The 24,820-nt window shown below is 47.8% G+C and carries 24 protein-coding genes; 16 read left to right on the top strand and 8 right to left on the bottom strand.

The window, feature by feature from the left end:
• Positions 1–37: 37 nt before the first annotated feature.
• The 4 genes from QUA71_RS15150 to QUA71_RS15135 form a co-directional block, all read right to left on the bottom strand.
• On the bottom strand, positions 38–478 hold the full coding sequence (locus QUA71_RS15150) for an Rrf2 family transcriptional regulator (protein WP_190661550.1): 441 nt from the start codon (positions 476–478) through the stop codon (positions 38–40).
• Between the two features lie 392 nt (positions 479–870).
• Complete coding sequence (locus QUA71_RS15145; protein ID WP_333286109.1) at positions 871–3,087, bottom strand: iron uptake porin; 2,217 nt, start codon at positions 3,085–3,087, stop codon at positions 871–873.
• Between the two features lie 292 nt (positions 3,088–3,379).
• On the bottom strand, positions 3,380–5,029 hold the full coding sequence (locus QUA71_RS15140) for an HD domain-containing phosphohydrolase (protein WP_333286107.1): 1,650 nt from the start codon (positions 5,027–5,029) through the stop codon (positions 3,380–3,382).
• Between the two features lie 159 nt (positions 5,030–5,188).
• Positions 5,189–5,470, bottom strand: coding sequence for a 4a-hydroxytetrahydrobiopterin dehydratase (locus QUA71_RS15135; RefSeq protein WP_190736199.1), 282 nt, complete (start codon positions 5,468–5,470; stop codon positions 5,189–5,191).
• 517 nt (positions 5,471–5,987) lie between these two features.
• Here QUA71_RS15135 and QUA71_RS15130 point away from each other — a divergent pair.
• A complete protein-coding gene (locus tag QUA71_RS15130; protein ID WP_333286105.1) occupies positions 5,988–6,176 on the top strand; it encodes a hypothetical protein in 189 nt (62 codons plus the stop codon).
• Between the two features lie 196 nt (positions 6,177–6,372).
• On the opposite strand, the gene psbD is transcribed toward QUA71_RS15130, so the two are convergent.
• Positions 6,373–7,431 carry a photosystem II D2 protein (photosystem q(a) protein) gene (psbD, locus tag QUA71_RS15125; protein WP_006633757.1) on the bottom strand — a complete coding sequence of 353 codons (1,059 nt, stop codon included), beginning with the start codon at positions 7,429–7,431 and terminating at the stop codon, positions 6,373–6,375.
• A 417-nt stretch (positions 7,432–7,848) separates the two neighbouring features.
• Between psbD and QUA71_RS15120 the strand changes: the two genes are divergently transcribed.
• Both QUA71_RS15120 and QUA71_RS15115 read left to right on the top strand, forming a co-directional pair.
• Positions 7,849–8,118 carry a hypothetical protein gene (locus QUA71_RS15120; RefSeq protein ID WP_333156957.1) on the top strand — a complete coding sequence of 90 codons (270 nt, stop codon included), beginning with the start codon at positions 7,849–7,851 and terminating at the stop codon, positions 8,116–8,118.
• Positions 8,115–8,813 carry an ABC transporter ATP-binding protein gene (locus QUA71_RS15115; protein ID WP_199297326.1) on the top strand — a complete coding sequence of 233 codons (699 nt, stop codon included), beginning with the start codon at positions 8,115–8,117 and terminating at the stop codon, positions 8,811–8,813. The genes QUA71_RS15120 and QUA71_RS15115 overlap by 4 nt, the downstream gene beginning before the upstream one ends.
• Before the next feature lie 99 nt (positions 8,814–8,912).
• Here QUA71_RS15115 and QUA71_RS15110 read toward each other — a convergent pair whose 3' ends face one another.
• Complete coding sequence (locus tag QUA71_RS15110; RefSeq protein ID WP_333286102.1) at positions 8,913–9,704, bottom strand: DUF4058 family protein; 792 nt, start codon at positions 9,702–9,704, stop codon at positions 8,913–8,915.
• A 128-nt stretch (positions 9,705–9,832) separates the two neighbouring features.
• Entirely contained in the window at positions 9,833–10,075 is a 243-nt protein-coding gene (locus QUA71_RS15105) for a hypothetical protein (protein ID WP_333286101.1), read from the bottom strand.
• Between the two features lie 127 nt (positions 10,076–10,202).
• Between QUA71_RS15105 and QUA71_RS15100 the strand changes: the two genes are divergently transcribed.
• The 6 genes from QUA71_RS15100 (at position 10,203) to QUA71_RS15075 (ending at position 14,078) form a co-directional block, all read left to right on the top strand.
• Complete coding sequence (locus QUA71_RS15100) at positions 10,203–10,415, top strand: helix-turn-helix domain-containing protein (RefSeq protein ID WP_333093481.1); 213 nt, start codon at positions 10,203–10,205, stop codon at positions 10,413–10,415.
• A 20-nt stretch (positions 10,416–10,435) separates the two neighbouring features.
• Positions 10,436–10,648, top strand: a complete 213-nt coding sequence (locus tag QUA71_RS15095; protein WP_333102249.1) for a helix-turn-helix domain-containing protein — start codon at positions 10,436–10,438, stop codon at positions 10,646–10,648.
• A gap of 20 nt (positions 10,649–10,668) precedes the next feature.
• Complete coding sequence (locus QUA71_RS15090) at positions 10,669–10,881, top strand: helix-turn-helix transcriptional regulator (RefSeq protein WP_333217711.1); 213 nt, start codon at positions 10,669–10,671, stop codon at positions 10,879–10,881.
• Positions 10,882–10,901: 20 nt separating this feature from the next.
• Entirely contained in the window at positions 10,902–11,114 is a 213-nt protein-coding gene (locus QUA71_RS15085; protein WP_333286098.1) for a helix-turn-helix transcriptional regulator, read from the top strand.
• Between the two features lie 313 nt (positions 11,115–11,427).
• Positions 11,428–11,919, top strand: coding sequence for a hypothetical protein (locus QUA71_RS15080; RefSeq protein WP_333286097.1), 492 nt, complete (start codon positions 11,428–11,430; stop codon positions 11,917–11,919).
• 104 nt (positions 11,920–12,023) lie between these two features.
• Positions 12,024–14,078: a tetratricopeptide repeat protein gene (locus QUA71_RS15075; protein ID WP_333286095.1), complete on the top strand. Its 2,055-nt coding sequence runs from the start codon at positions 12,024–12,026 to the stop codon at positions 14,076–14,078.
• 270 nt (positions 14,079–14,348) lie between these two features.
• Here the strand turns inward: QUA71_RS15075 and QUA71_RS15070 are convergent, their stop codons facing one another.
• Complete coding sequence (locus tag QUA71_RS15070) at positions 14,349–15,857, bottom strand: UbiD family decarboxylase (RefSeq protein ID WP_333286093.1); 1,509 nt, start codon at positions 15,855–15,857, stop codon at positions 14,349–14,351.
• Positions 15,858–16,032: 175 nt separating this feature from the next.
• Here QUA71_RS15070 and QUA71_RS15060 point away from each other — a divergent pair, with 175 nt between their 5' ends.
• From QUA71_RS15060 to QUA71_RS15030, 7 genes are all read left to right on the top strand, one after another.
• A complete protein-coding gene (locus QUA71_RS15060; RefSeq protein ID WP_445243785.1) occupies positions 16,033–17,478 on the top strand; it encodes an IS1/IS1595 family N-terminal zinc-binding domain-containing protein in 1,446 nt (481 codons plus the stop codon).
• A gap of 210 nt (positions 17,479–17,688) precedes the next feature.
• Positions 17,689–18,717 carry a phosphate ABC transporter substrate-binding protein PstS gene (pstS, locus tag QUA71_RS15055; RefSeq protein WP_333286091.1) on the top strand — a complete coding sequence of 343 codons (1,029 nt, stop codon included), beginning with the start codon at positions 17,689–17,691 and terminating at the stop codon, positions 18,715–18,717.
• Positions 18,718–18,919: 202 nt separating this feature from the next.
• Positions 18,920–19,921 (top strand): phosphate ABC transporter permease subunit PstC, encoded by a 1,002-nt coding sequence (pstC, locus tag QUA71_RS15050; RefSeq protein WP_333286089.1) that lies wholly within the window; start codon positions 18,920–18,922, stop codon positions 19,919–19,921.
• 2 nt (positions 19,922–19,923) lie between these two features.
• A complete protein-coding gene (gene pstA / locus QUA71_RS15045; protein ID WP_333286087.1) occupies positions 19,924–20,904 on the top strand; it encodes a phosphate ABC transporter permease PstA in 981 nt (326 codons plus the stop codon).
• 55 nt (positions 20,905–20,959) lie between these two features.
• Positions 20,960–21,811: a phosphate ABC transporter ATP-binding protein PstB gene (gene pstB, locus QUA71_RS15040; RefSeq protein ID WP_333286085.1), complete on the top strand. Its 852-nt coding sequence runs from the start codon at positions 20,960–20,962 to the stop codon at positions 21,809–21,811.
• A 276-nt stretch (positions 21,812–22,087) separates the two neighbouring features.
• Positions 22,088–23,359, top strand: a complete 1,272-nt coding sequence (locus QUA71_RS15035) for an APC family permease (RefSeq protein ID WP_333286083.1) — start codon at positions 22,088–22,090, stop codon at positions 23,357–23,359.
• A 42-nt stretch (positions 23,360–23,401) separates the two neighbouring features.
• A complete protein-coding gene (locus QUA71_RS15030) occupies positions 23,402–24,811 on the top strand; it encodes an NYN domain-containing protein (protein WP_333286081.1) in 1,410 nt (469 codons plus the stop codon).
• The last annotated feature ends 9 nt before the right edge of the window (positions 24,812–24,820 follow it).

Below are 24,820 nucleotides of genomic sequence, written 5' to 3'. Positions count from 1 at the left end.
GAAAGTAAATGTTAATTCCTAGTTGGCAATATTTTAACTAGATGTAATACATGATATCGAGCTGCCGTCTGCCATTGCGCTTTTCGCACAGATCCTGTAGCGTGTATTTTTGCAAAACTGAGTTGGCAATCGATCGAGCTTCTTGCCAAACTTCCCAAATCACCGCACTTTCTACAGTTTGAGCAGGCGAGTCTTTTTCAGATCGATCGAACTCTGAGCCTTCGAGACAGGTAATAATTTCTAGGAGTGTAATTTTCCACGGTTCCCTCGCCAAGATATAACCTCCCTTTGCTCCTCGCTGGCTGCGAATCAGCCCGCAGCGTCTCATAGTAGCCAGCAACTGCTCTAAATATCGATCGGGAATATTTTGCTGAGCTGCTATCTGGCGAATTTGCAGAGGCTCGCCTTCTTCGTAGCAATCGGCAAGCTCCAGCAAAGCTAAGATTGCGTATTCGCTTTTACAGGAGAGTTCTACCATACTTGCTTCCAATACCAGAATTATCAACTCCGAAGTCAGATGTTAAAACTCTCCTCAATGTTGAGTTCCCAATTCTAACTCCTAACTTTACCTTTTATTATACCCCGGTTTTCCACTGAACTTAATCGACTTTCGTCACTTCATCCTTGGGACGATCGGCAATCTGAAGCAAACAAACCCCGTTTCTCGTTTCAACTCCCTCCGCTTCCAGCACGGTCTTATTTCAAGAAGCGGGTTGTCTGCCTCTAGGACTGATAATTTTTTATTTTTAATATATTCTTGGCGCCCCCTTCGTCCAGCAAACAAGAAAGCCCTGCAGCAGGCAGGGCTAAACTTGGCGTCTAGAGTGGCCGGCAGACAGTGTATGCCCCCCTGCCTCCTCTAACCCGCTCTTAGAAGGTGAAAGTAGTTCTCAGAGTACCAATGATGATGTCATCATTACTGCGATTTTGATCGGGATTCGTCACCCAAATCACGCCCGGAGTAACAGAAATGTTGTCCGAGAGCTGAAACTTGTAGAACCCTTCAACGTGCCACGACTGGTCATTTGTGAAGCCCCGCAAATCCCTCGGAACCTCAAGTTTATCCAAGTAAGGCTCGCGACCTACCACGAACCCTAGCAAGTTGCCTTCTTTCCCTAAATCTGGCAAAGCCAAGGTGACAGCGTAATTCCAAATTCTCGCATCGCCGACGCCGAGAATGCGAGCATGGGTTAAACCACCCCAGCCGCCAATGATAAACCTCGGGCTCAGCCGCAACGAAGCCTGAGCGCCGTAGGAGTTGGTGACAACTTTGCGAGCGCGGAACTCAGTGCCGTCACCGAAGTCAAAGCCCGAACTCAACAAGCCCAGAGAATTAGCCTGGCCGGTACCGGTGAAACCGCCTTCGACGCTGTTCCCGAAACCGTTGTCAAACCCAAAGTTACCTCTGCCAAAGTAACCGTGGTTGTAGTTGAAAGCAACTTGCAAGTTGCGTCCGGGGGTAAAAGTCAACTGACCCATCGCTGTGTAGTCGCCGTTCGTCAAGCCTGCACCCTTGCTAGGATTTGCTGCATTTGACGCCAAATAACCGAAGGACAGAGAAGTCGGGCCGAACACGCCGCCCAGCAAGCCCCTGCCGCCGAAGGCATAGTCAAAGCCGATACCTGCACCGCCACCTAAGCGATAAATCGGGTTCCGCTGTCCAAAGGTACTCAATGACCCGTTGCCGCCGTCAAAGTCTTCAAAGTAAGGGTTGACAGTCGGCAGAATGTCGTCCCACACAACACCGTTGGCTGCAAGGGTTACGTTCAGTCGCTGACCGACGGGAAACTTGTACAGCAAGGTGTCTAGCGCAACAGCGTTGTCGGTATTGCCGACAAAATTCCAAGTTTGAGTGCCTTCGTTGGTAAACCCTACGTTCAAGCGTCGACCGTTGCCTACCTGAAGCCTCGTCAGGAGCAAGTCTCTGCCGGTGAAGCTAGTGTTTAAATTGAGACGTACCCGCTGTTGGAAGACAGCTTCGTTGTTGTTGCTGCCGACTGTTCTGCGCTTTAGGCCCGGCACGTTAATACCGCCAGTAAAGTTACTAAAGTCGTCCGTGAGGGCAAAAATTGCTTCCCCAGTCAGCTTGGTAGTAGTTGAGAATTGGTTGGCTTCGAGTTCAGATGTCCGAGCTTCCAAAGCATCGACGCGACCGCGCAGGGTTGCCAGTTCCGCTGCAAATTCTTCTTGGAGCCGTTGGAGGGCTGCCAAGTCATCTCTCGTAGCGAAGTTGCCAGTGCCGCCTCTAATTAGCTCGCTCACCTTGTCTAAGCAAGCATTTAAACCGGCTGCGAATTCGTAGCGAGTCATTGCGCGGTTGCCGCGGAAGGTGCCGTCGGGATAACCGGCAATACAGCCGTAGCGCTCGACTAGGGATTGCAGTGCTTGGAAGGCCCAGTCTGTGGGCCGCACGTCGGAAAGTTGAGATACTGAGGTAACTTGACCTTCAGTTTCGCCGCCGGCAGCACCTTCGCTGCTGTACTGGTTGAGCTGTTCTAATGTGGCGGCTGGGTTTTGCTCTTGCGGTGCGGCAGTTTGGGCTAAAGATTCAGCCGGTTTTGGCAAACTTTGTTCTGTCGCCTCTGCCACTGCCGGGGCTGGAGTTTCTAATTGAACTGCACCGATTTGCTCTGGGAGAGCCGTAGCTGCCGGGGCTGGAATTTCTAGTTGGGCTGCCGGGGCAGAATTTTCTACTGGTTGAGCGACTGTTGGCTCAACTGCGGCTAAAGATTCACTTGTAGGTTGTGATGCCGCTTGGGGATTTGCCTCAGCAGGGGCTGCGTTGGCTCCGACGATCGCACTTTCAGTTGCAGCCGTGGCCACATCTGCCATCGCTGCCTGGGTTTCGCTGCCAGCGGCTTGGGAAATTTCTTCTACTGGCTCGGAGGCTGCAGTTGTTTCGGAAACTGCAGCTAAAGCATTTAGTTTCGCTTCGGAGGTTTCAGCAGTTTCAGCTTTTGCGACAGCGGGATTGAGCGCATCAGCAGCCTGCTGAGCGTCTGCTGCCATCGCGCTCGAAGAAACTACTAGGGTAGCTCCTAAGACTGCTGGGCTGATTAGTAAGTAACTCCACAAAAATTTCGACATATTCACTCTCATCCTCACACCGATTACAGAGAAACTTTTCTAGTCTTCTATGTGGTCAGTCGTTGCTCAACTAGCATACTCTAAAAAGAGACCTAAAATTCACTTTTTCTTTTGATTCTTTCGGGCTGACCGAGTAGATAGATGTGACTGACGGCTGCAGAGAGCCTGTTTTTTTACCTGTACTCAACGGCGTCAAAACCCGACCCCACTTGGGCTGTCGATTGATTTTACTGATGACACTTGATAGCGCCCGATCGCCTATTTACTTTTTAGCACAGCACGCCCGACTCGTCTAGGCTGATTCGACTTTAACACTCAAGCTGTGTCCGAGGACGCTAAAGACTTGGCGGTGATCGAACAGTTCTAACAAATCGGCGTTAATTTTGTTGTGAGCTGCTTCTTGCCGCAAAATTTTCATCGCTGCCTCTGTACGCAGGGCTCGCTTGTAGGGTCTATCGCCTGCTGTCAGGGCGTCGTAAATATCGGCGATCGTCATCAATTGCGCTTGAATTGGAATTTCTGACTTGTTTAGGCCTCGCGGATAGCCTGTGCCGTCGAGTTTTTCGTGATGTCCGTAGGCAATGTCTGGAACATTTTTCAAATCCTTTGTCCAAGGAATTTGTTTCAGAAACTCGTAAGTGTGAGTTACGTGAAATTCTATTGCCGATCGTTCTTCCTGCGTCAGGTTGCCCCTCGACACCATCAATTGCACGATCTCGTCTGGGTTCAGCAGGGGTTTCTTTGCCCCATCTATATCTCTGTAAGTTTGTCGAGAAATTTCTCGCAGTTGAGCTAGGGGTTCTGCTGCCAAAATGTGAGGCTCGTTTGCCTCTAGCAGCACTTCCCAGTATTCTGCTAATCTGCTTTTCGCCTCTGCTAGCTTAGTGTCTAGCTGTTCGATTTCCTGGCATTGAGCGCACTCTGGCTCCTGGCTCGAGTGTTTTCGGTAGGCTGAATGCTCCAGCAAGTATTTATATTTAGACTGGACGCATTCCATTTCCATCGTCCGTTGAGCTAAGCCAAAGCGGTGGCGAATGACTTCTAGCTGTGCGGGGTAGAGCTTTTTCTGTTTGGTCAAAACTGCTTCGGGCACTCCTATTTTGCCAAAATCGTGCAGCAGGGCGGCGTAGCGAAGTTCTTGAATTTGGCGGTTGTTAAAGTAAATAGAGCGCAGTCCTCCGCTGCTGACGGTGTTTACTTCTTCTGAAAGGCGTACTGTCAGGGCTGCTACTCGTTCTGAATGGCCGTAGGTACAGGGGTCTCTGGCTTCTATGACTTGCACCGAGGCTTTGACGAAGCCCTCGAACAAATTTTCTATGCTGTCTTGGAGTTGATTGCGCTCGATCGAGATTGCTGCTTGAGAAGCGAGCGATCGCACTATCCTTTCTTCCCACTCCGAATACTGCTGCGTCGATTCCCAGGCATTGTCTGCTGTCAGCACCGTCTCTGCCTTTGTTTTGCGGTTGATCAATTGCAGTACACCTATTGTCTCCCCCTGTCGGTTTTGCATCGGCAGTACCATTACCGAGCAGGTTCGGTAATTAATATCCCTGTCAAAACTGGTATCTAGCCGGTAGGGTACGCCCGAGGGTAAGTCGTAGGCATCAGACAGGTTTAAACTTTGACCTGTAATTGCCACGTATCCTGCCAAGCTTTTGTCTGTCAGGGGCAGAGCAAACTCTTTAAACGACAGGCTCGGTTTAGAAGCGTTTTGGGCTACCTTGAACAGCAGCTTAGGTGTTTCGTCGCTGTGATCTACTAAGTAAACGCTGCCAGCATCGCTGTAGGTAATTTCCCTACTTTTGGATAAAATTAAGTTTAACAACTCGCCCAAATCTTGGGCGCTCGACAGAGCCGCGCCAATATCTAAAAGCTTTTCTATCAGATCGGTTTTTTCTGCTGCAGACTCGTTCTTGAACTCTGGCTTTTCAAATACGATCATGGTCGGATGATGGGGAATAGCCTTTTATACATTGAACGTTGGGCCTCTCGACTTTTTCACACCCGATTTTAACCCCAAGTCGATTTTTTATTTGCGAGCTTTCCGCGATCGGGGACTGTGGCTAGATCCAGGGCTCTTGTCGGGTCAACTGGCACTCTTTTAATCGAGCGCAGAAATCTCTTGGGCTAGCGCAAAGTCTTTCTCAGTTAAGCCTCCGGCATCGTGGGTTGTCAAGTTAACTGTAACTTTGTTGTAGGAGATTTCTATGTCGGGGTGATGTCCTGCGGCTTCTGAGGGGGCGACCAACTTATTTACAAAGGCGATCGCTTCGATAAAATCTTTAAATAAACGGGTAGAGCGCAGTTGTTTACCTTCAATTGTCCAACCTGACAATTGACTGGCGCGCTCTTGAATTTCAGTATGGTTAATTAGCTCAGCCATAATTTTTTTTCTTTGGGATTAGCAATGGCAGATTAACTGCCCACCTGTAGAAACCCTGCCCAAAAACTATCCGCTCTCACCAATAGCGTTTAGCCTCAAGTTTTTATACTTAAGATTTAACACTATTTGAGGTGAGAGCGGTCTAGCGGGTCTTCAGATTAGAACCTGACTGCCGGGAGAATCCCTAGCTCAGCCTGGTTCCCCGTGGAAGTCGTTTCCCGTTGGAGACGACGGCTGACTGCTAGTGAGCGGCCCCGGCGCACAGCCGGTAGTTTCCAATCTGATGACCCATGCGTTTACTACTTTCTATCATGGGCATCACCTCCAGGTTTAGCTAAATGGCTTAATATTGGAACGCACATCACCTAAATACAAGATTTAAGGTGATGATTTGTGCGCTAGCCATTGCCAGCGTTACCAGAAGAACTTGCGTTCTGAGTATCATTCTAGTATTCACAATTATTAGAATAACACAAGGAATTAGAAGTGGGGGGATACAAATTGAGATTTTTGTAAAATGATGGCAAATTACTGCTGCAGCAAGGTCTTCGATCGATCTCTACAGCAAGCGGGCGATCGCAGTTTCAGCCATTTGCCTATATTTGCTTCAGAATCCGGGCTGTGCGGTTATCAGGTGCCTTGCAACTCTGGCGGCGGGGAAAGGCCGCTCGATTTCTTGCCAGATAGGAGAGTTCACCAGATATAAAGACGCAAGTTGTTCTAGCTACAGGCAGAGTTGGTTTTTGTACAAAATCAACTTTTTTTCGGGCGCTAATTCGATCGAATCCTGGAAACAAAAAGCTCCTGCCTGGTGGCGGGAGCTTTTTGAGCATTAAGGGTAAAGCCTAAACTGCTTTATCTTACCCTTTTAAAATGTTGGAAATTTTGATATTTCGCGCTGATTACAGAGCGTTACCGCGAGGCAGAACTTCTTCAGGGAAGATGTAGTTTTCATGAGGTTGGTCCGTAGGAGCCATCCAAGCACGAATGCCTTCGTTAAGCAGAATGTTCTTAGTGTAGAACGTTTCAAACTCAGGATCTTCAGCAGCGCGCAATTCTTGCGATACGAAGTCATAGGCGCGCAGGTTCAATGCCAAACCGACGATGCCAATGGAGCTCATCCACAAGCCTGTGACAGGTACGAACAGCATGAAGAAGTGCAACCAGCGCTTGTTGGAGAAGGCAATTCCGAAGATTTGCGACCAAAAGCGGTTAGCTGTAACCATTGAGTAGGTTTCTTCTGACTGAGTTGGGTTGAAGGCGCGGAAGGTGTTTGCGCCTTCGCCGTCTTCAAACAAGGTGTTTTCTACGGTTGCACCGTGGATAGCGCACAACAGCGCGCCGCCCAAGATGCCTGCAACGCCCATCATGTGGAATGGGTTGAGCGTCCAGTTGTGGAAGCCTTGCAGGAATAACAAAAAGCGGAAAATTGCTGCGACGCCGAAACTGGGGGCGAAGAACCAGCCTGATTGACCCAAGGGGTAAAGCAGGAACACCGAAACAAACACGGCGATGGGGCCGGTGAATGCTAGGGCGTTGTAGGGACGGATGCCTACCAAACGGGCGATTTCAATCTGACGCAGGCAAAAGCCTATCAGTGCGAAAGCGCCGTGGAGGGCTACGAATGTCCACAGCCCGCCGAGTTGGAACCAGCGGGTGAAGTCCCACTGTGCTTCGGGGCCCCACAGGAACAGCAGCGAGTGTCCGAGGCTGTTGGCTGGGGTGGAGACTGCTACGGTAAGGAAGTTGGCTCCTTCGAGGTAGGAACTTGCCAAACCGTGGGTGTACCAGGATGTGACGAAGGTGGTGCCTGTTAACCAGCCACCGATGGCTAGGTAGGCGCAGGGGAATAGCAGGATGCCAGACCAGCCTACGAAGACGAAGCGATCGCGTTTGAGCCAGTCGTCGAGTACATCAAAGATGCCTCTTTCGGTCTGGGCGCGTCCGACTGCGATTGTCATTTACGCAAATCTCCAAATGGATATAATTACAACGGATCTGCCTCTAGTCATTAGTCTCTAACCGTTGCCTCTGCTTAGCAGAAAACAAGTTGGATTATGAACAGAGTTTACTTTTCTTTACCGTATTAACGATTATAGAGGTAATTCTTTACAAGAGCAAGTTTTTATTAAAAAACTTCCGGAGCTTGACTTGTCGGAAGTCCCCGAAGTCCGCGAAGCCCTCGAAGTCCCCGAAGTCTTTGCCCTGCGTTTGGGAACTTCTACTATATAGGAGTCTCTGCGCTTTGCCTCAGAAGCCCGGTGGCTTCGTAGATATATCGGGCTCAACCTCTTATTTTTCTAAGAAACTGGGTTTCCGTGGGTAAGTCCTATATATATACTGAGGATAGAGCTCCAAACTTAGGTTTTTAAGACTATATGTTCAGCATTGACATCATTGTGAAAAATACGCCCGTCTCGCTGTCGGTGCAGCGGAAGTTGGAGGAGGACGCTGAGACTGTTTACCAGCAGGTGCTGGCGGCGATTCGCAACTCCCAACCGCAAATTTTGGAACTAACTTGCGAGAAAAATCCTGAGAAAAAGGTAGCTGTGCTCAGCAGCGAGATTTCTGGGGTGGTGGTTTCTCAGAAATCGGGGGCGTCATCTACAGGCAGATCCCCTGGCTTTGTCTCGATGGGAGCAGAATGAGAGCTGGGGGTGTTGGTGCCGATATGAGCCAGTCAGCCGTTGCTGTGCGGGATTTGGGTTTTTGCTGGCCGTCGGGCGATCGAGTGTTGCAAGGTTGCTCTCTGGATGTACCGAAGGGCGAGTTTTGGATGCTTTTGGGCACTAACGGCAGCGGCAAGTCTACGCTGTTGAGGCTGATGGCTGGGCTGCTGCACCCCCAGTCGGGGGAAATTGACCTCGGCGGGCGGGTGGGGTTTGTGTTTCAAAACCCCGATCACCAATTGGTGATGCCGACGGTGGGTGCGGATGTGGCTTTTGGTTTGGTGGAGGAAAAGCTTTCTAACGTTCAGGTGCGGGAGAGGGTGGCGGAGGCTTTGGAGGCTGTGAATTTGCTGGATTTGCAGCGGCGGCCGATTTATGCTTTGAGTGGGGGCCAAAAGCAGCGAATTGCCCTGGCTGGGGCGATCGCCCGTCACTGCGAAATTCTGCTGTTGGATGAACCGACGGCTTTGTTAGATCCTGATTCTCAGTTGGATTTGGTGGCGGCGGTGCAGCGGTTGGTGAAAAATCGCGGGATTACGGCTTTGTGGGTGACTCACCGTTTGGATGAGTTGAATTACTGCGATGGGGCTTTTTTGTTGGAAAAGGGCGAAGTGGTCGATCGGGGAGATCCGGCGCGTTTGAAGCAGCGGTTGATGCAAAGTCAAGATGTTTAGCCCTCAAGCAATGCTTGAATTAAGTCATTCGGCGATTGAAATCGCTTCTACAAAAACGAAGTCGGCCTCCGCAGACTAAGAGAATGGCTGCACGCCAAATCAATCTCGCAATCCTCGATCGCCCAACCAAGCATCTGCCCAAATCGTATCGGCTTCTGACAGCGGTGGCATGACTTCCCAGTTGCGATAATCTATCTTCAGGTCGTAACTTGCTATGTCGTAAATTTGAGTGAATAATTCCTGCAAATTGATTATAGGTTCGGTATCGCCCGATCGCAGCGGTAAAGGAAAGGCTGGCAGCGGGTTCTGCACGTTAAAAGCGTACAAATCTGCTCTGGGACGGCGATTTCCCCGACACACCAAAACGCTATAGTGGCTTTCAATGTCATTGCCAATAACTGGCATTTTTTGACCGCGCCGCAATAAATCTATTTCAATTAAATGAGTGCGGCTACCTAAAATTTCTTCTCGCTTTTCTTCGTACATTTGTCGTCCTTTTCCTGTGCGCTTATTGCTAGGCGAGAGGATTTCAATCAGGGTGATTAATTCTTGGTTTCCTCTTTCTCTAATTTCTAAATAGCCTTCCCGAACCTGGTAGGGCATGGGAATAGTTACTGTTAATGGTTGTGTAGGCGGTGCTGCAACTGCTACGTTTAATGCTGTTGTTTCTGTTGCCGTTTGCGGCTGTATTACGTTTACGTCAGGAATGCCAATAACGGACAAATCCTCGTCAGCGGTTTCATACATTCTCACTTCCAATGACACGAAATACTTAGGACGCAGTTGGGGAGATAAAAACCTGAAAATTTCACTAATCAGCAAGTGGCGTATCCCAGGCCAAAAGTCGGGATGTTCTAAATACGGGTCCATGCCGGGAAAGGGAGATGGCATTGATGTGACTCCTTGACTCAAATCTATTTTCACTTTAGCAACATTTTTTTTGCAAATTAGGGTCGATCGCACTTCCGGTAAAATAGAATAATTCCTATTTGTGGAAGGGCGATCGCACTTTTCAACAATTAAACTTCGATCGGCAATTGTGTTTGAATTGGAACGCTGTTTTCATCCAACACAGACACCGCATTTACGAACACAATTGTATGGGGGACTGCAGGCATTAAGCGGCGCAGCGCGTTCAAGTAAGATTCGGCATCGGGGCGGCGGGCGAAACGGGCGACTGTTAACCGCTGACAGTTGGGGAGGTGGCGAATTAGATGCCAAGGTTGAAGTCGATCGCGATATGTCGATTGTTTTGGTATCATAGATGTGTTCTGCCCACTTTTGTGGGTGGTAAAGGAAAGGCGTTCGCCCTTGATTTCTCAGGTCGGAGGGCGATCGCTGTTAACTATCTTTATTAAAAGATATGAGCATAGCTGCTGTCAAGCATAAATGGGATTAATTCGATTGCGAGTTCGAGAACTCGCTGAGGAGAAGGGTTGGACGCTCAAAGAAGTCTCTGATAGAACGGGAATTCCCTACAGCACGGTTAAAAAATACGCCCAAGCTCCTAAACTGGCAACGGTGGACTACACGGCTTTGCAGAAACTTGCTGCTGTCTTCGATTTGATGATCGAAGATTTGGTTGAGGTTTTGGAAAATTAAACTGATTTGTCAGCGGGAAGATGGGGTTAATTCGGTTGCGGGTTCGAGAACTAGCCCAAGAGAAGGGTTGGACGTTGAAAGAAGTTTCTGAGCGATCGGGCATTCCTTACAGTACGGTTAGAAGCTATGCCCATTCTCCCAAACTGGCAACTGTAGATTATACGGCTTTGAACAAAATGGCTCGCGTGTTTGATATTGCGATCGAAGATTTAGTTGAGATTTTGGAAGAGTAGGCTGATTTATCGTTGGGAATATGGGACGAATTAGGCTGCGAGTTCGAGAATTTGCTCAAGAGAAGGGTTGGACTCTCAGGGAAGTCTCCAACAGAACAGGTGTTCCATACACCACGATCGCCACCTATGCTAATTCTGCAGGTATGGCAACTGTAGACTACACAGCTTTGGACAAGATGGCTCGTGCGTTTGATATTGCGATCGAAGATTTAGTGGAAATTTTGGAAGAATAAACTGATTTGTCAGCGCCAAGATGGGGTTAATTCGGTTGCGAGTTCGAGAACTAGCTGAGGAAAAGGGTTGGACGCTGAAAGAAGTCTCTGACAGAACGGGAATTCCCTACAGCACGGTTAAAAAATACGCCCAAGCGCCCAAAATGGCAACGGTGGACTATACGGCTTTGCAGAAACTTGCTGAAGTCTTCGATTTGATGGTGGAAGACTTGGTTGAGGTTTTGGAACGGTAAACTGATTTGTGATTTAGTTTTTGCACTTCTTGCAACAGTCCGTCGGGGGTTGAAACCCCCGCCTCAAAGCTCAAGTCGTCTGAAGACGACTGAAAAGGCGATCGATCTCCGCTTCCATCCTTTTTTTTAAATTTTTAATCAATCCTTTCTTAAGTCCACTTAAGTGGACTTTCGCTTTGAGGCAGGGGTTTCAACCCCTGCCGGAATCTGGCAACAAATGCAAGACATCAGTTCGATCGCATTAATGCGTATATTGGAATTTTCCGGATGTAGACTAGAGTCAGGAGTTGTTCAGTCTGCCGGAGTTATATCAATGCCAATTAATCGTCTGTCTGACATAGAAGAGAACTTAGAATCGCTGCGAGAGCAATTAGGGGGCAAGGAGAAGGCTCTAGTTTTAGCACGATTAGAAGATAAAATCCTAATTAAACAGCAAATTAGAGAGCTATGTAAGGAGATTCAGGAAGAGGAAGAAAAGTATTGGCAGGTTTTCGCTAGGCAAACTAAAACGGTGGAAATTCCCGAACCGGAAGCTGAGATTATTGTTGCCGAGATTGTCGAAGAAGTTGGGCAAATTGAAGTGCAGCGGCAGTATCCCGATGAGGTAGTTCAGATTTTGCAGGAGATTCGGGACAAGCTAAACCAACCGGGAGCAACAGCGGCCGCGAAACTTAAAGGCGTAATCTCAAGCATTCCGCCGTTTGTGGGAATTTCCTACGAGGCTGAATTGGATACAGAGAATTTTTTACAGCAGCATTTTCCAACGTTTCAGAAATGGGCTAAGGTATTAGCAAAAAAGTCCTAGACCTGGAGCGAAAAACACTTAATCCAGGTTTCACAAGTTTTTACCAACTATACGATATTCCCTCGGAACTCGGTTCAAAAAACTTTGTCGGACGGGATGAGGAGATGCAGCAATTGCAAGGATTGTTGCAGGATGGAAGCCGCGTTGCCATTGCCGCTGCGTCGGGAATGGGCGGCATCGGCAAGACAGAATTGGCATGGCAGTATGCAACATTTCACCGCGACTGCAACACCTATCCAGCGGGGATTTGGTGGCTGTTTGTGCGGGAAATCGATTTAGCGCCGCAGGTGTTGCAAAAATCGCTGCGAATGGGAATTGAGCCGCCGGATACTCTCGACAATCTGGAGGAACGGTTGCAGTTTTGCTACGAAGAGTGGGCAAAACAAACCTCTGGCAATGCTCTGCTGGTATTGGATGATGTCAACGATTACCGCGCGGTGCAGCGGTTGCTGCCGAGAAATCCCCGCTTTAAGGTGTTGCTGACTGCGCGACAGCGACTGGAAGAAAAAACCTTGCAGCGATTGGATTTAAAGAAGCTCAGACCCTTGGATGCTTTCAAGTTACTGTATGAAGTTAGTCAGGCAGAGACTCGCATTGTTCAGGAACAGATTGTTGCTGAGAAATTGTGTGCTTGGTTGGAGTATTTGCCCTTGGGGATTGAACTGGTGGCAACCTTTCTCAAGGTAGAGCCAGATGTGTCGGTAGCAGAGTTATTGGCACAGTTGCAGCAAAAGCTGTTGCAGGATGAGGTGCTGACTCCTGTAGCGGCGGCTTTTGAGTTAAGTTGGGTGCAGTTAAATGCTGCCGAACAGCAGTTGGCGGTATTGCTGAGTGTATTTGCTTTGGCTCCCATGCCTTGGGAGTTGGTGGAGTCAGTGGTCGTAGTTTGTAGAGTAGAAGCCCCAAAGCAAAACTGGCTGAAGAAATTGTTGGCGGTGTGGGGAAAGGTGCAAGCACCCCAGCAGTGGTGTTTGCTACTGGACGATCGGGTTTTGAGCCAGAGTCGGCGGCGTTTAGTGGAGTTGAGTTTGCTGGGGCGCGTGGAGCAAAAGCAGTATCAACTTCATGCTTTGATTCGGGAGTTTTTTGCAGCCAAATTGCAGGGATACGCCGATGCTGAGAATTTGCGGAGAAGTTTTGCCGCGGCGCTGACAGCGGTGGCAAAGACGATTCCGCAGACTGTGACGCTGGACGTGCAGGAACGGGTAAAAGAGGCGCTGCCCCATTTGGAGGCGGTGGCGGAGCAATGGTCGCAATTGGTGGAAGATAGCACTGATGCTGTGTTGCCTTTTACGGGCTTAGCGCGGGTTGCCGAGAGCCAGAGTTTGTGGGCAGAGGCGGAAAAGTGGTATCAAGCTTGCCTTCACATGACGGAGGAACGCTACAGAGCCGACCATCCCAATACGGCATTGAGTTTGAACAATCTGGCAGGGATTTACAAGTCAATGGGGCGCTACCCAGAAGCGGAACCCTTATTAGTGCGATCGCTCTCGATCTGGGAGCAGCAGCTCGGAGCCGACCATCCCGATACGGCTAAGGGTTTAAACAATCTGGCAGAGCTATACCGTGCAATGGGACGCTACCCGGAAGCAGAACCCTTGTATGTGCGATCGCTCTCGATCTGCGAGCAACAGCTCGGAGCCGACCATCCCAATACGGCATTGAGTTTGAACAATCTGGCATTGCTGTACGATTCAATGGGTCGCTATCCGGAAGCAGAACCCCTGTATGTGCGATCGCTCGCCATCATGGAGCAGCAGCTCGGAGCCAACCATCCTCATACGGGAACGAGTTTGAACAATCTAGCAGGGCTGTACGAGGCAATGGGACGCTACCCCGAGGCGGAACCCTTGTTAGTGCGATCGCTCACGATTAACGAGCAGCAGTTCGGAGCCGACCATCCCAATACGGCATTGAGTTTGAACAATCTGGCATGGCTCTACTATGCAATGGGTCGCTACCCGGAGGCAGAACCGTTTTTTCTGGGAGCATTAGAAATCTTGTTTAACCAATTGGGGAAGAATCATCCCGACACCCAAAGAGTTTGTAGGAATTTCATTAATTTTCTCCAGCAGGCGATATCAACGGGTCAAGACTCGCAACTTTCCCAGCATCCAACAACGCAAGGAATGCTTCAGCGAGTTCGGGAGACGGAGTAGCTGTTGTTTAAATTAGGATTTACGCACGGGTGGTCAGAAACCGGGTTTTTGCGGGAATACTTCGTTACAGCCCGCAGATAAGGCAAAAAACCCGGTTTCTATCACGAAGCGCATAAGTCCCGACCGCACAAAAAAGAGGTAAGTTGCGATTTTTAGTTGGGTGGGGGCGGGTTTTTGAGATTGTCTATCTGTGTCATAAAAGGTTGGAAAAACCCGCCCCAACAGGTCGATCGAGGATGTGCGATATCTCAGATTTTACGGTTGATTCCCCTACTTCATCTCATAGCCAAACAAATTCGGATCGACTTCTCCCAAATTCAAATCGGCCAAACCGTACTCAGCCCAACGCCTTTCTACCATCGCCGCCACATCCGGATCGGACTCCAAAACTTCCCCCCACTCGTGCTCGCTTTCCGGCGGCATCTTCGTAGTAGCATCAATCCCCATTCTGCCTCCCAAACCAATCTTTTCACTGGCAAAATCTAACGTATCAAAGGGCGTATTCGGCAGAATAAATACATCTCGAACCGGATCGACTTTAGAACTAATTGCCCACACAACTTGACGCGGGTCGCGAATGTTGATACTTTTATCGACAACAATCACAAACTTAGTGTAAGTAAACTGCGGTAATGCACTCCAAAATGCTAAAGCAGCCCTGCGCGCTTGACCGGGATATGCTTTATCAATCGAGATAATTGCAGCTTTATAACTCAGGGCTTCCATCGGTAAGAAGAAATCGACAATTTCCGATACTTGCTGCCGCAAAATAGGGGTATAAATACGGTTAAGCGCGATCGCCATCATTGCTTCTTCTTTCGGCGGCCGCCCGCTAAATGTGGTCAGATAAATCGGGTCTTTGCGGTGCGTCATGCAGTTGAATCGAACCAACGGCGAATCCTCCACGCCGCCGTAATAACCCATGTGATCGCCGAAGGGCCCGTCGGGCAGAACTTCCCCCGGCGTAATCGTTCCTTCTAACACGATTTCCGAGTCCGCCGGTACTTCCAAATCTACGGTTTTGCACTTCGCCAATTGCACGCCGGAACCGCCGTAAAGTCCGGCAAATAACCATTCCGATAAATCTACAGGAATTGGGGTTGCTGCTGCGAGGATAATCAGGGGATCGACTCCAAGGGCGATCGCAACTTCCAACTTTTTACCAGCCTGCGCCGCTTTCCGCAAGTGCCGCGCCCCGCCCCGCACCGATAACCAGTGTACAGTCATCGTGTTTTTTGACTGCAACTGCAACCGATAAACCCCCACATTCGGCGTACCGGTTTCGCAATCTTTGGTAATTACCAAACCCAGGGTAATAATTTTGCCCGCATCTCCCGGATAAGGGCGAATCATCGGGATTTTGTTCAAATCCAGCCCTTCTCCCTCAAGTACCACTTGCTGACAAGCTGGGAAAAAGTCGCGGCCGGGTTTGGCTTTCACTACGTCGAACAGGACTTTGCCGAATTCTATCGCTTGGGAAATCTTTTTCGGCGGTTTTGGCTGTTGCAGCATTCCCAGTTTTTTGCCGAGCTCTTCTAGTTCGATCGGCTTTTCCATGTTCATCGCCCAGCAAACGCGCTGTTCCGTACCCAAGAGGTTAATCGCAACGGGGAAATCTGCCCCTTTGACGTTTTCAAACAGCAATCCCGGGCCGCCTTTTTGCAGCATTTGGTTGGAAATTTCGGCAATTTCGAGGTCGGAATCGACTAAAGCGCTAATCCGGCGCAGTTGTCCCCGTTCTTCGAGTAGTTTTAGGAATCCCCGCAAGTCTCTAGCCATTTTTTTTAAGAATTGTTAACGTTCTTTTGTTATTATGAGCCGATCGACTGTCACAAGTTACTCCTGAACCGCTCAAAAGATACGTATTTAACGAACCGCGAAGACGCCAAGGGCGCGAAGGAAGAGAAAGAAGAAGATAGGTAATGCCTTGTTCGGTTCGGGAGTAGGCTGCATAATGGGTTACATGAAATGTCCAAGATGCGAATCTGACCAAGTTCGTAAAAACGGTCGTCCCAACGGGCACCAGCGGTATCTTTGCAAAGCTTGCCGCAAACAATTTTTTGAGCGGTTGAGTCCGCAGTCTTTCAGTCGCAAATGCACCGAAACACGGTTAAGCGAAGCTATCCCGAAGGAAATCGCCCATGCAACCACCACAGAGTCCGGCGGGATTGCGATTTTGCTGTTGGATGCCGAAAATCTGAAACTTAAGGTTAATACAGAACAATTTTTAGCCGGTTTGTGCGACTATCCCCTGCAAGTTAAAATTGCTTTTGCTAACTGGAAAAACCCGAGTATCGGCAAGTTGGATGCTGAACTTTACGATCGCGGTTACGAACTGATTCACGTTCCGGGCGGTGCTAATAGTGCTGATGGTAAAATGATTGCTTTTGGCGCGGCTATTTTATATCGATATCGGGATGTGCAACAAGTTTTTGTCTGTTCTTCGGACGGTTTGTTAAATCACCTTTGCAATCAGTTGCAAAATCAGGGATTGACTGTGTTTCGGGTGCGTCGGCAAAATTCTGTTTTGTCTGTAGAAAACTGTCAGAATGGTGATAGCAAGCACTATTCTTGCGAAAGGGAAGAGGAAATCCCTAGTTTTGAAGAATTGGCTAATCAAGTTGCAGAGTTGTTGAAGGCTGAACACAAATCTATTGATGAGCGAATCGCTCGTTTTTCTAGTGTGGCTGAGCTTTTTCAAGAGCGCCGTAATGTTGCGTTCAATTCTACAACTTCCCATCCAGCAAAACTGTTGGAGTCAGCAGAAGACAAAATTTATTCTGGGACTAAAGAGTGTGTAACTCCTCTTGTCGTAGATCTAGATATTGAATCCCAAAAACTTCCCGAAACCCAGTCAGTAAATTCAATTGGGATTAATTCGCTGGCTGCTTTAGAAAAGATACTTGTAGCCATGATTGCGAAAGCGATAGTTGAGTTAAAACAAAATGCTATTCCTGTTACAACAATCAAGAAACAATTTTATACTAAATATCAGTGTCATGCCGATTTACTTGTGAAAAAATTTTTGCCTGATTCTAGTCTAATTAATTTTTTTAAATCGCGTCCGTCTGTTTTCAAAATGGAATTGCTCGGTAACGAACATCAAGTGGCGATCGCTCCAAAAGCAGCAGCGGCTTCAAAAACAGAGTCCTCATCCGCCCTGGAAGCATCTATAGCAAATATTGTACTGGCATTAACTGCTAAATCTCCAGGCAATTACATTGGCATTAACCAGGTAGCGACCGAATTTCACAAGCAATACGGTCAACCAATAACTAAAAAGCTGCAATCGCTGCATTTGGGTAGCAATTTTTACGATTTTTTGCAGTCATGCCAAAAATTTAAAGTTCAGAAAAAGGGTAAGGAGCATCAAGTGGCGATCGCACAGGCAGCTCCCTGATGTATTTAATAAATCAGGTTTACGAGTCTTCGGTATGAAAATTTCATCTATTATTAACCAAAATTTAAGACTAGCTTATTCTTTTATTATTTAATCTAAACTTAACCAAAGTTTAAAACAAGCTTATTCTTTTATATCCCTTTCTTTGGAGGTTTCAGTCTATCCTATGGAGGAGATTTGCAAAGTCGGCTATTAAGGGAGAGGAGGAGTATGAATTTTTTCACAGGACGTTGGCGACGTAGTTTTATAGTGACACTAGCGGTAGCAGCATTTTCGCTCTCGTTGATTAGTTCTGCTGTAGCTGCTGTCACACTAAACGGTTCGGGAGCAACTTTCCCTAAACCTCTTTACGATCGCTACTTCTCTCAGATGAGAAGTGCCAATCAAATTACTGTAAACTACGAAGGAACTGGCAGCGGTGCTGGTATCAAAGCATTAATTGCAGGCACTGTTGATTTCGCAGGCAGCGACGCGCTGATGACTGCGGCGCAAATAGCCGAAGTAAAGCGCGGCGTCATGGCGGTTCCGACTGCTGGCGGTGCTGTTGCAGTTGTTTACAACTTGCCCGGAGTGACGAATCTGAGGCTAAATAAGGATGCCATGAACGGCATCTTTGAAGGCAAGATTACTCGCTGGAATGATGCGAAAATAGCCGGAATTTCTGGACAAGCTAAAGGCTTGCCAAATACTCCAATTCGAGTAGCTGTGCGGGCAGACAGCAGCGGTACAACGTTTATTTTTGCTAACCACTTGCAGGCAACTGGTAGCAGCATCAAAGCTGCCGCTCAGCCGAAGTGGCCCGACACCGCTGTCAGCGGTCAAGGAAACCCCGGCGTAGCTGCTTTGGTGAAAAATACAGCGGGTGCGATCGGCTACGTTCAAGATACTTATGCTCGGCAAAACAATCTCCAAACAGCATTTATTCAAAATAAAGCTGGCCGGTTTGTAGATCCTAGCTTGGCTGAAGCAGAGAAAGCTTTAGCAGGGGAAACATTCCCCGCAGACTTCCGCTTAGTAGAAGGCAATCCTAACGACGGTTATCCGATTGTTGGCTTGACTTGGCTGTTAATCTACAAACAGTATCCTGCTGCGAAAGCAGAGGCTATTAAAAAGATGGTTAATTGGGTGATGACTACAGGTCAAGGTATCAACAAACAGCTAGAGTTTACTCAGATTCCTTCAGCTACAGCTCAAAAGGTGGTTCAAACAGTTAATCAGACTGTGGTTGCCAGAGGTTAATTGGGGCGAGCGCACGGGGTTAGGAGTGGACGAGTTAAATGTATGACTCAAAACTCATAAATTATCAGGTTAATGTGCGCTAAGTTTACTATGTAAGGTGCGAGCTGCACCCCCTACAAACCAGGTTTGCAGCGCGCACCAACCCCCTTAGAATTACTCGTCTTTCAAGCAAATATTTCGCTTTTTACGCAATAATTCCGGTATGACCAATCCTTCCAAAAAACGTAAAAAAGTGACGCGAAAATCGGCAGAAATAAACACAGCATTAGACTTGACAGATACTTCTGGCGAAGGTTTATGGATCGAGTCAGGATTTACAGTGTTTGTATGGGCTTTTGCCTTAGCGACAGCGGGCACGCTGTTCTGGATAAGCGCGATAATTTTTAAAGATGCTTGGCCAGCTATTAGCAATTTTGGGCTCTCCTTCTTGTGGAATCCCAAGTGGGATATCGGCGAGTTGCAGTTTGGGGCATTGCCGTTTATTTACGGCACTGTGATTAGTTCTGCGATCGCCATAATCATCGCACTTCCTTTAGGGCTGTCAGTAGCTATAGTTACTAGCGAGAACTTCTTACCCCCTTGGGTGCGATCGCCCTTGGGATTCATGGTTGAATTAATCTCGGCTATTCCCAGCGTGATAGTTGGCCTTTGGGGAATCTTTGTTTTGATTCCCTTTTTGTTGCCATTGCAGCAGTCATTGTTTGATAATTTCAGTTGGTTTCCCCTGTTCAGCAGCGAACCTTTAGGCCCCGGAATGCTGCCGGCAGGAATACTGTTATCAATTATGATTTTGCCAACAGTAGCCGCCATCAGCCGCGATGTATTGCTATCTGTCCCAGTAGATTTGCGAAGTGCTTCGATGTCCCTCGGTGCCACCCGCTGGGAAACAATATTTAAGCTGTTATTACCAGCAGCTAGTTCAGGAATTATAGGCGCTACAATCTTGGCCTTGGGACGCGCTTTAGGCGAAACAATGGCCGTCACAATGGTGATTGGCAACTCGATTCAAATTAACAAATCCCTGCTAGCTCCCAGCTACTCAATTCCTGCTGTTTTGGCAAGTCAATTTCGGGAAGCTCTCGAACCGCTGCACATTGGCGCTTTGATGTATTTAGCCTTGATTCTATTTGTCATCACTCTGTTGGTGAATGCAGTGGCAGTATTGCTGGTTAAGCTAATGGGCGTTAAGGGAGCTAAAAAATAAAAATGACTCAAGCACAAAAATCAAACAGTATTCTGGATGCAGAAATCTACAACCCCCTGTCACTGAGCAGAACTTTGTTCAGCCGGGGAATGACACTTATTGCCTGCTTTCTCACAGCTCTTGCCGTGCTACCTTTGTTCGCTATTTTGTACAAAATCTTGGGGGAAGGACTTACACATTTGAGCTGGGAAGTGCTAGTATCTTTGCCCGCACCCGTCGGAGTTGAAGACCAGCCCAACGGCTTTGCCAATGCCATTCTCGGCACTGCTTTAATGGTGGGAATTGCGACATTGATCAGCGTGCCTATCGGCGTAATGACGGGAATATTTTTGTCTGAGTTTGGTAGAGAAAACAAAGCGATGGCCAATAGTATTCGCTTTATCACCGTCATTCTCAGCAGCGTTCCGTCGATCGTCGTTGGCGTCTTTTCCTACGCCCTAATTGTCGTTACCACCAAAGCATTTTCATCATTAGCAGGCGGTTTTGCCCTCGGCATCATCATGCTTCCAGTTGTTGCTCTGACAACAGAACAAGCATTAAAATTAGTGCCTACTTCTTATCGCCTCGCTTCTGCTGGTTTGGGAGGCGGACGCTTTCAAACTATGTTTCGCATTATCATACCCTCAGCACTTCCAACTATTACCACAGGTATTTTACTCGCTGCTTCCCGGGCCGCCGGCGAAACCGCACCGCTGATTGTAACGGCGTTGTCGAGTCAATTTTGGCCTCCTTTAGTTGATAAATTGGGCGAGATAATGCAGTCTCCCATAGGTGCAGAAACTATCTCAAAACTCAAAGAAATTCCCGAGACACTGCTGACTCCGACTCCTTCTATGTCGGTATTAATATATAGCTACGCCAGCTCTCCTTACAAGGAGCAGAACGAATTGGCGTGGACTGCTGCCTCTGTCCTTTTGGGTATGGTTTTAATTGCTAGCGTCGCATCCCGTACAGTAACTCGGAAACGCTTGCAAAACCGATAAATCAATAACTAAAGTGCATTTTTCAGTCAAATACTAACAATATAACCCGCAAATAATGAAACCTAAAGCTAACTTGAAAGCAGAAAACTATACAGATCAATTCCTAGACGATGTTACCCCGGAAATTGACCCCCATGCAATGCCAGCACTGCGGGTTCAGGACTTGAGTTTTTATTACGGAACTCACAAAGTCTTAGAAAATTTATCGATGAATATCCCTCACCCGCAAATTACGGCGATTATTGGCCCTTCAGGTTGCGGCAAATCTACCTTTCTCAAAGCTCTCAACCGGATTGGTGAATTGGAGGGAAAGGTTCAAATTAAAGGAAGAGTAGAGTTTTTTGGACAGGATATTTACAGCCCGAAAGTAAACATTAATAGTTTGCGCCGCCAAATTGGAATGGTGTTTCAAAGGCCGAATCCTTTTCCGCTGAGCATCTACGATAATATTGCTTACGGGGTGAGAATTTTTGGTCGCAAAAGCAAAGCAGAATTAGATGAAATTGTGGAATCTGCACTTAAAAGTGCGGCGCTTTGGAATGAAGTCAAAGACGATTTGAATAAATCAGCTCAGGGGATTTCGGGCGGACAGCAGCAGCGGCTTTGTATTGCTCGCGCTTTGGCTGTGAAGCCGAAAATTTTGCTGATGGATGAACCTTGTTCTGCTCTAGATCCGATTTCAACGATGAAGATTGAGGAGTTATTTCAGACTCTGCGGCAGCAGTTAACTGTTGTGATTGTGACACATAATATGCAGCAGGCGGCTCGTGTTTCTGATTACACTGCATTTTTTAATACTGATGAAAGTCGCATCGGCCGCCTGGTGGAGTTTGGACCGACAAGTAAGATTTTTACTTCTGCGGGCAATTCGAGTACGAGAGATTACATTCAAGGCCGTTTCGGTTAATACCAGGGTGTTTTGCTTTCTCTGAGTCGCTATATTATGACAGGGCCTTAAGTCCCTGTCTCACAGTTAAAGTCCTCTTAACAAAACTCTGAAATAGTAATAGTATTTGACTTACTGTTAACTCAGATTGGTCAACATTCTCAATAAGTATTTCAGTCCTCCTAGCTGGGGACTTGATTTTGGAGGCGGGGGTTTAAGCCCCTGCCGGAATTATTGCAAATATTACTAGATGTAACCTAATATCAGTATGGCACTGAACAGAAAACCGCTATATTTATGTCTTCACCACTTCTGAAGCGAGAGTTAGGTGTTTTCGGCGCAACTCTCATGGGCCTGGGATCAATTCTTGGCACGGGAGTATTTGTGAGTATCGGGATTGCAGCGGAAGTTGCTGGGCCGGGAGTGATTTTGGCTGTAGGTATTGCGGCTTTAGTTGCTGTTTGCAATGGCCTTAGCAGCGCTCAATTAGCGGCAAATCATCCGGTTAGCGGCGGTACTTATGAATATGGCTACAAATATCTCAATCCTTGGCTGGGTTTTACAGCAGGCTGGATGTTTCTGTTGGCGAAAACGGCTTCTGCGGCTACTGCTGCTTTAGGTTTTGCGGGGTATTTTTTAAATGCCGTTGGTGTAGCCGATCGCACTTACCTGATCCTAACAGCTTTAGTCGCCCTCGCCGCCCTCACTTTAATTGTATTGACGGGAATTAGGCGATCGAATATTGCCAATACTGCCATAGTCTCAGTTACACTTCTATCCTTAGCGGTGTTTGTTGCTGTCGGTTTGCCAGAGGTAAGGTGGGAAATGCCCGCGCTACAGAATCATAGCTCGATCGGCTCCATCTTCCAGGCCACCGCCCTGATGTTTGTCGCTTATAGCGGTTACGCTCGCATCACCACAATGAGCGAGGAAGTGCGGGAACCGAGGGAAACCATTCCGAAAGCCATAATTTTTACTTTGGTGCTGACAATGCTGCTTTACGTGGGGGTAGCAGTAGTTGTCGCAGGCGCGGGGGGAGGCGATAAATTGTCTTTACAACCAGGCGGCACGACTGCACCCCTGGAAGTCATCGCCCGCAGTTTCCCAATTCGAGGAGTTTCTCAACTGCTAGCCGTCGGCGCAATTACCGCTATGTTGGGAGTCTTGCTGAACTTAATTTTAGGGCTCTCGCGCATCTGGCTGGCGATGGGGCGGCGCTTGGATATGCCGAGAGTCTTGGCGCGGCTGAATCCTGCGGGGACAACTCCCTACGTGGCTGTGGTGGTTGTCGAAGTTACGATCGCACTTTTAATCCTCGTCGGCGATGTCAAAACCACTTGGTCATTTAGCGCTTTTAGCGTTTTGATATATTACGCTATCACCAACCTCGCCGCGCTGCAACTTTCCCCCGCCGAAAGGCTTTATCCGCAGTGGTTGGCTTGGGCGGGTTTGGGGAATTGTCTGTTTCTGGCTTTCTGGGTGGACAGGGAAATTTGGCTGACAGGATTGGCATTAATTGCCGCCGGTTTAATTTGGCGGGCGATCGTCCGACTCCCGGCGACAAACTAGAATTGTGATAAATTGAAACAGCATCCCGCATTGTAGAGGGCCATGCCCGATCGAACCCCCTTGCTGGCGACTCAAGAATCTCTCGCATTCAGCGCCATCAGTCGCTATATAGCTCAAACCCTAATTACCATTCAGGAACAGCATCCCGAATGGATAGCTGAAAAATACAGGAAAACCCCCTGGGCAAAACCTGAGTTTCAGTCAGTTTTGATTGGAAAATTGACAAAAAGTTTCACAGTAGCCAGCGATACAGATTCCCTGCTGCTGACTGCGAAAAAATACCTACAAATTCTGCTGGTTCCAGAATTCGTTAATTCACCTCAATTCAGCAAATTATCGGCCAAAATTCAGCAGCTAGCCCAATCTCAAACAGCACCCGCTAAATCACAAAACTCAGTTTCGTCAAAGCCTCCCACTCCCACCACCCATCAAACAAATTCGCTTCCTATCGGCATTGCTATCTTGCTGCTAGATGTCGAAAACTTGCAACTCACCATCGAAACCGAAAAATTCCTAGAGGGAATTTGCAACTATCCCATCCAAATCAAAGTTGCCTTTGCCAACTGGCGCAGCATGGGCAAAAAAGATGCCGAATTTCACCAGCGCGGCTATCAACTAATTCACGTCCCCCCCGGCAAAGACAGCGCCGACTTAAAAATGGCTACAGTCGGCGCATCGATTTTCGTACATTATCCCACAGCCAAAGAGATTTTTGTCTGTTCGTCCGATCGCGCCCTCACTCACCTCAGCAATACACTGCAAGCCCACGGACTAACCGTATTTCAAGTCCGCAAACAAATAGATAAAATCCTAGTTTTAAACAGCAAAACCGGACAAATGGAAACCCATTCCCTTGTAACCATACCGGAAATTACACCCCTAGAACAATTAGTTGTTCAACTAAAAGAATTAATTAAAAAAGAGCAAAAACGCACCTCAACTCAGTGGATAAAAGTTTCTACTGTTTCAGCTTTATTTAGGGAAAATTACGGCTTAGTCCTCAATCAAGTTGTTGCCCATCATTTGCTCGGTACTAAAACCCGCGATATCTTTCTTAAATATCCCACCGATTTTGTCCTCCACAAACCCTCAGAAGTTTCTCAAACTTATGTCACTCTTTTTGAAGTAAAATTATCGCCCCCACCGCCAATACTTAGCCAAGAAATTCTGAATAACCACCAGACAGCACCTGCGACTTTGACCGATATTAATTCTCTGGAAGACTTGGAAAGAGCTCTTGTCAAAATCGTTGGCGACTTAACCGGCAACTCTCGTGAAAATTCTGTATTTCTCTCCAATGTAGGCAGCGAATTTCACAGACAATACGGCAAACAAATTACCCAAATAATTAAAGATTTTAATCTCGGTAGGAAATTTACTAAGTTTTTGCAATCCTGCACTTCTCTCCAGCTAAAAAAAGCCGAAAAAGGCTGGCAAGTTTCCCTCAATTAATTAAAAATT

The sequence above is a fragment of the Microcoleus sp. MON1_C5 genome (assembly GCF_036701875.1).
Classification (GTDB): Bacteria; Cyanobacteriota; Cyanobacteriia; order Cyanobacteriales; family Microcoleaceae; genus Microcoleus.
This window is presented reverse-complemented; position numbering and strand designations above follow the sequence as displayed.

What these genes read in the sequence shown, in the direction of transcription:
- QUA71_RS15150 (WP_190661550.1), bottom strand. Translation starts at nt 478, where the DNA reads ATGGTAGAACTCTCCTGTAAAAGCGAATACGCAATCTTAGCTTTGCTG.
- QUA71_RS15145 (WP_333286109.1), bottom strand. Translation starts at nt 3,087, where the DNA reads ATGTCGAAATTTTTGTGGAGTTACTTACTAATCAGCCCAGCAGTCTTA.
- QUA71_RS15140 (WP_333286107.1), bottom strand. Translation starts at nt 5,029, where the DNA reads ATGATCGTATTTGAAAAGCCAGAGTTCAAGAACGAGTCTGCAGCAGAA.
- QUA71_RS15135 (WP_190736199.1), bottom strand. Translation starts at nt 5,470, where the DNA reads ATGGCTGAGCTAATTAACCATACTGAAATTCAAGAGCGCGCCAGTCAA.
- QUA71_RS15130 (WP_333286105.1), top strand. Translation starts at nt 5,988, where the DNA reads ATGATGGCAAATTACTGCTGCAGCAAGGTCTTCGATCGATCTCTACAG.
- psbD (WP_006633757.1), bottom strand. Translation starts at nt 7,431, where the DNA reads ATGACAATCGCAGTCGGACGCGCCCAGACCGAAAGAGGCATCTTTGAT.
- QUA71_RS15120 (WP_333156957.1), top strand. Translation starts at nt 7,849, where the DNA reads ATGTTCAGCATTGACATCATTGTGAAAAATACGCCCGTCTCGCTGTCG.
- QUA71_RS15115 (WP_199297326.1), top strand. Translation starts at nt 8,115, where the DNA reads ATGAGAGCTGGGGGTGTTGGTGCCGATATGAGCCAGTCAGCCGTTGCT.
- QUA71_RS15110 (WP_333286102.1), bottom strand. Translation starts at nt 9,704, where the DNA reads ATGCCATCTCCCTTTCCCGGCATGGACCCGTATTTAGAACATCCCGAC.
- QUA71_RS15105 (WP_333286101.1), bottom strand. Translation starts at nt 10,075, where the DNA reads ATGATACCAAAACAATCGACATATCGCGATCGACTTCAACCTTGGCAT.
- QUA71_RS15100 (WP_333093481.1), top strand. Translation starts at nt 10,203, where the DNA reads ATGGGATTAATTCGATTGCGAGTTCGAGAACTCGCTGAGGAGAAGGGT.
- QUA71_RS15095 (WP_333102249.1), top strand. Translation starts at nt 10,436, where the DNA reads ATGGGGTTAATTCGGTTGCGGGTTCGAGAACTAGCCCAAGAGAAGGGT.
- QUA71_RS15090 (WP_333217711.1), top strand. Translation starts at nt 10,669, where the DNA reads ATGGGACGAATTAGGCTGCGAGTTCGAGAATTTGCTCAAGAGAAGGGT.
- QUA71_RS15085 (WP_333286098.1), top strand. Translation starts at nt 10,902, where the DNA reads ATGGGGTTAATTCGGTTGCGAGTTCGAGAACTAGCTGAGGAAAAGGGT.
- QUA71_RS15080 (WP_333286097.1), top strand. Translation starts at nt 11,428, where the DNA reads ATGCCAATTAATCGTCTGTCTGACATAGAAGAGAACTTAGAATCGCTG.
- QUA71_RS15075 (WP_333286095.1), top strand. Translation starts at nt 12,024, where the DNA reads ATGCAGCAATTGCAAGGATTGTTGCAGGATGGAAGCCGCGTTGCCATT.
- QUA71_RS15070 (WP_333286093.1), bottom strand. Translation starts at nt 15,857, where the DNA reads ATGGCTAGAGACTTGCGGGGATTCCTAAAACTACTCGAAGAACGGGGA.
- QUA71_RS15060 (WP_445243785.1), top strand. Translation starts at nt 16,033, where the DNA reads ATGGGTTACATGAAATGTCCAAGATGCGAATCTGACCAAGTTCGTAAA.
- pstS (WP_333286091.1), top strand. Translation starts at nt 17,689, where the DNA reads ATGAATTTTTTCACAGGACGTTGGCGACGTAGTTTTATAGTGACACTA.
- pstC (WP_333286089.1), top strand. Translation starts at nt 18,920, where the DNA reads ATGACCAATCCTTCCAAAAAACGTAAAAAAGTGACGCGAAAATCGGCA.
- pstA (WP_333286087.1), top strand. Translation starts at nt 19,924, where the DNA reads ATGACTCAAGCACAAAAATCAAACAGTATTCTGGATGCAGAAATCTAC.
- pstB (WP_333286085.1), top strand. Translation starts at nt 20,960, where the DNA reads ATGAAACCTAAAGCTAACTTGAAAGCAGAAAACTATACAGATCAATTC.
- QUA71_RS15035 (WP_333286083.1), top strand. Translation starts at nt 22,088, where the DNA reads ATGTCTTCACCACTTCTGAAGCGAGAGTTAGGTGTTTTCGGCGCAACT.
- QUA71_RS15030 (WP_333286081.1), top strand. Translation starts at nt 23,402, where the DNA reads ATGCCCGATCGAACCCCCTTGCTGGCGACTCAAGAATCTCTCGCATTC.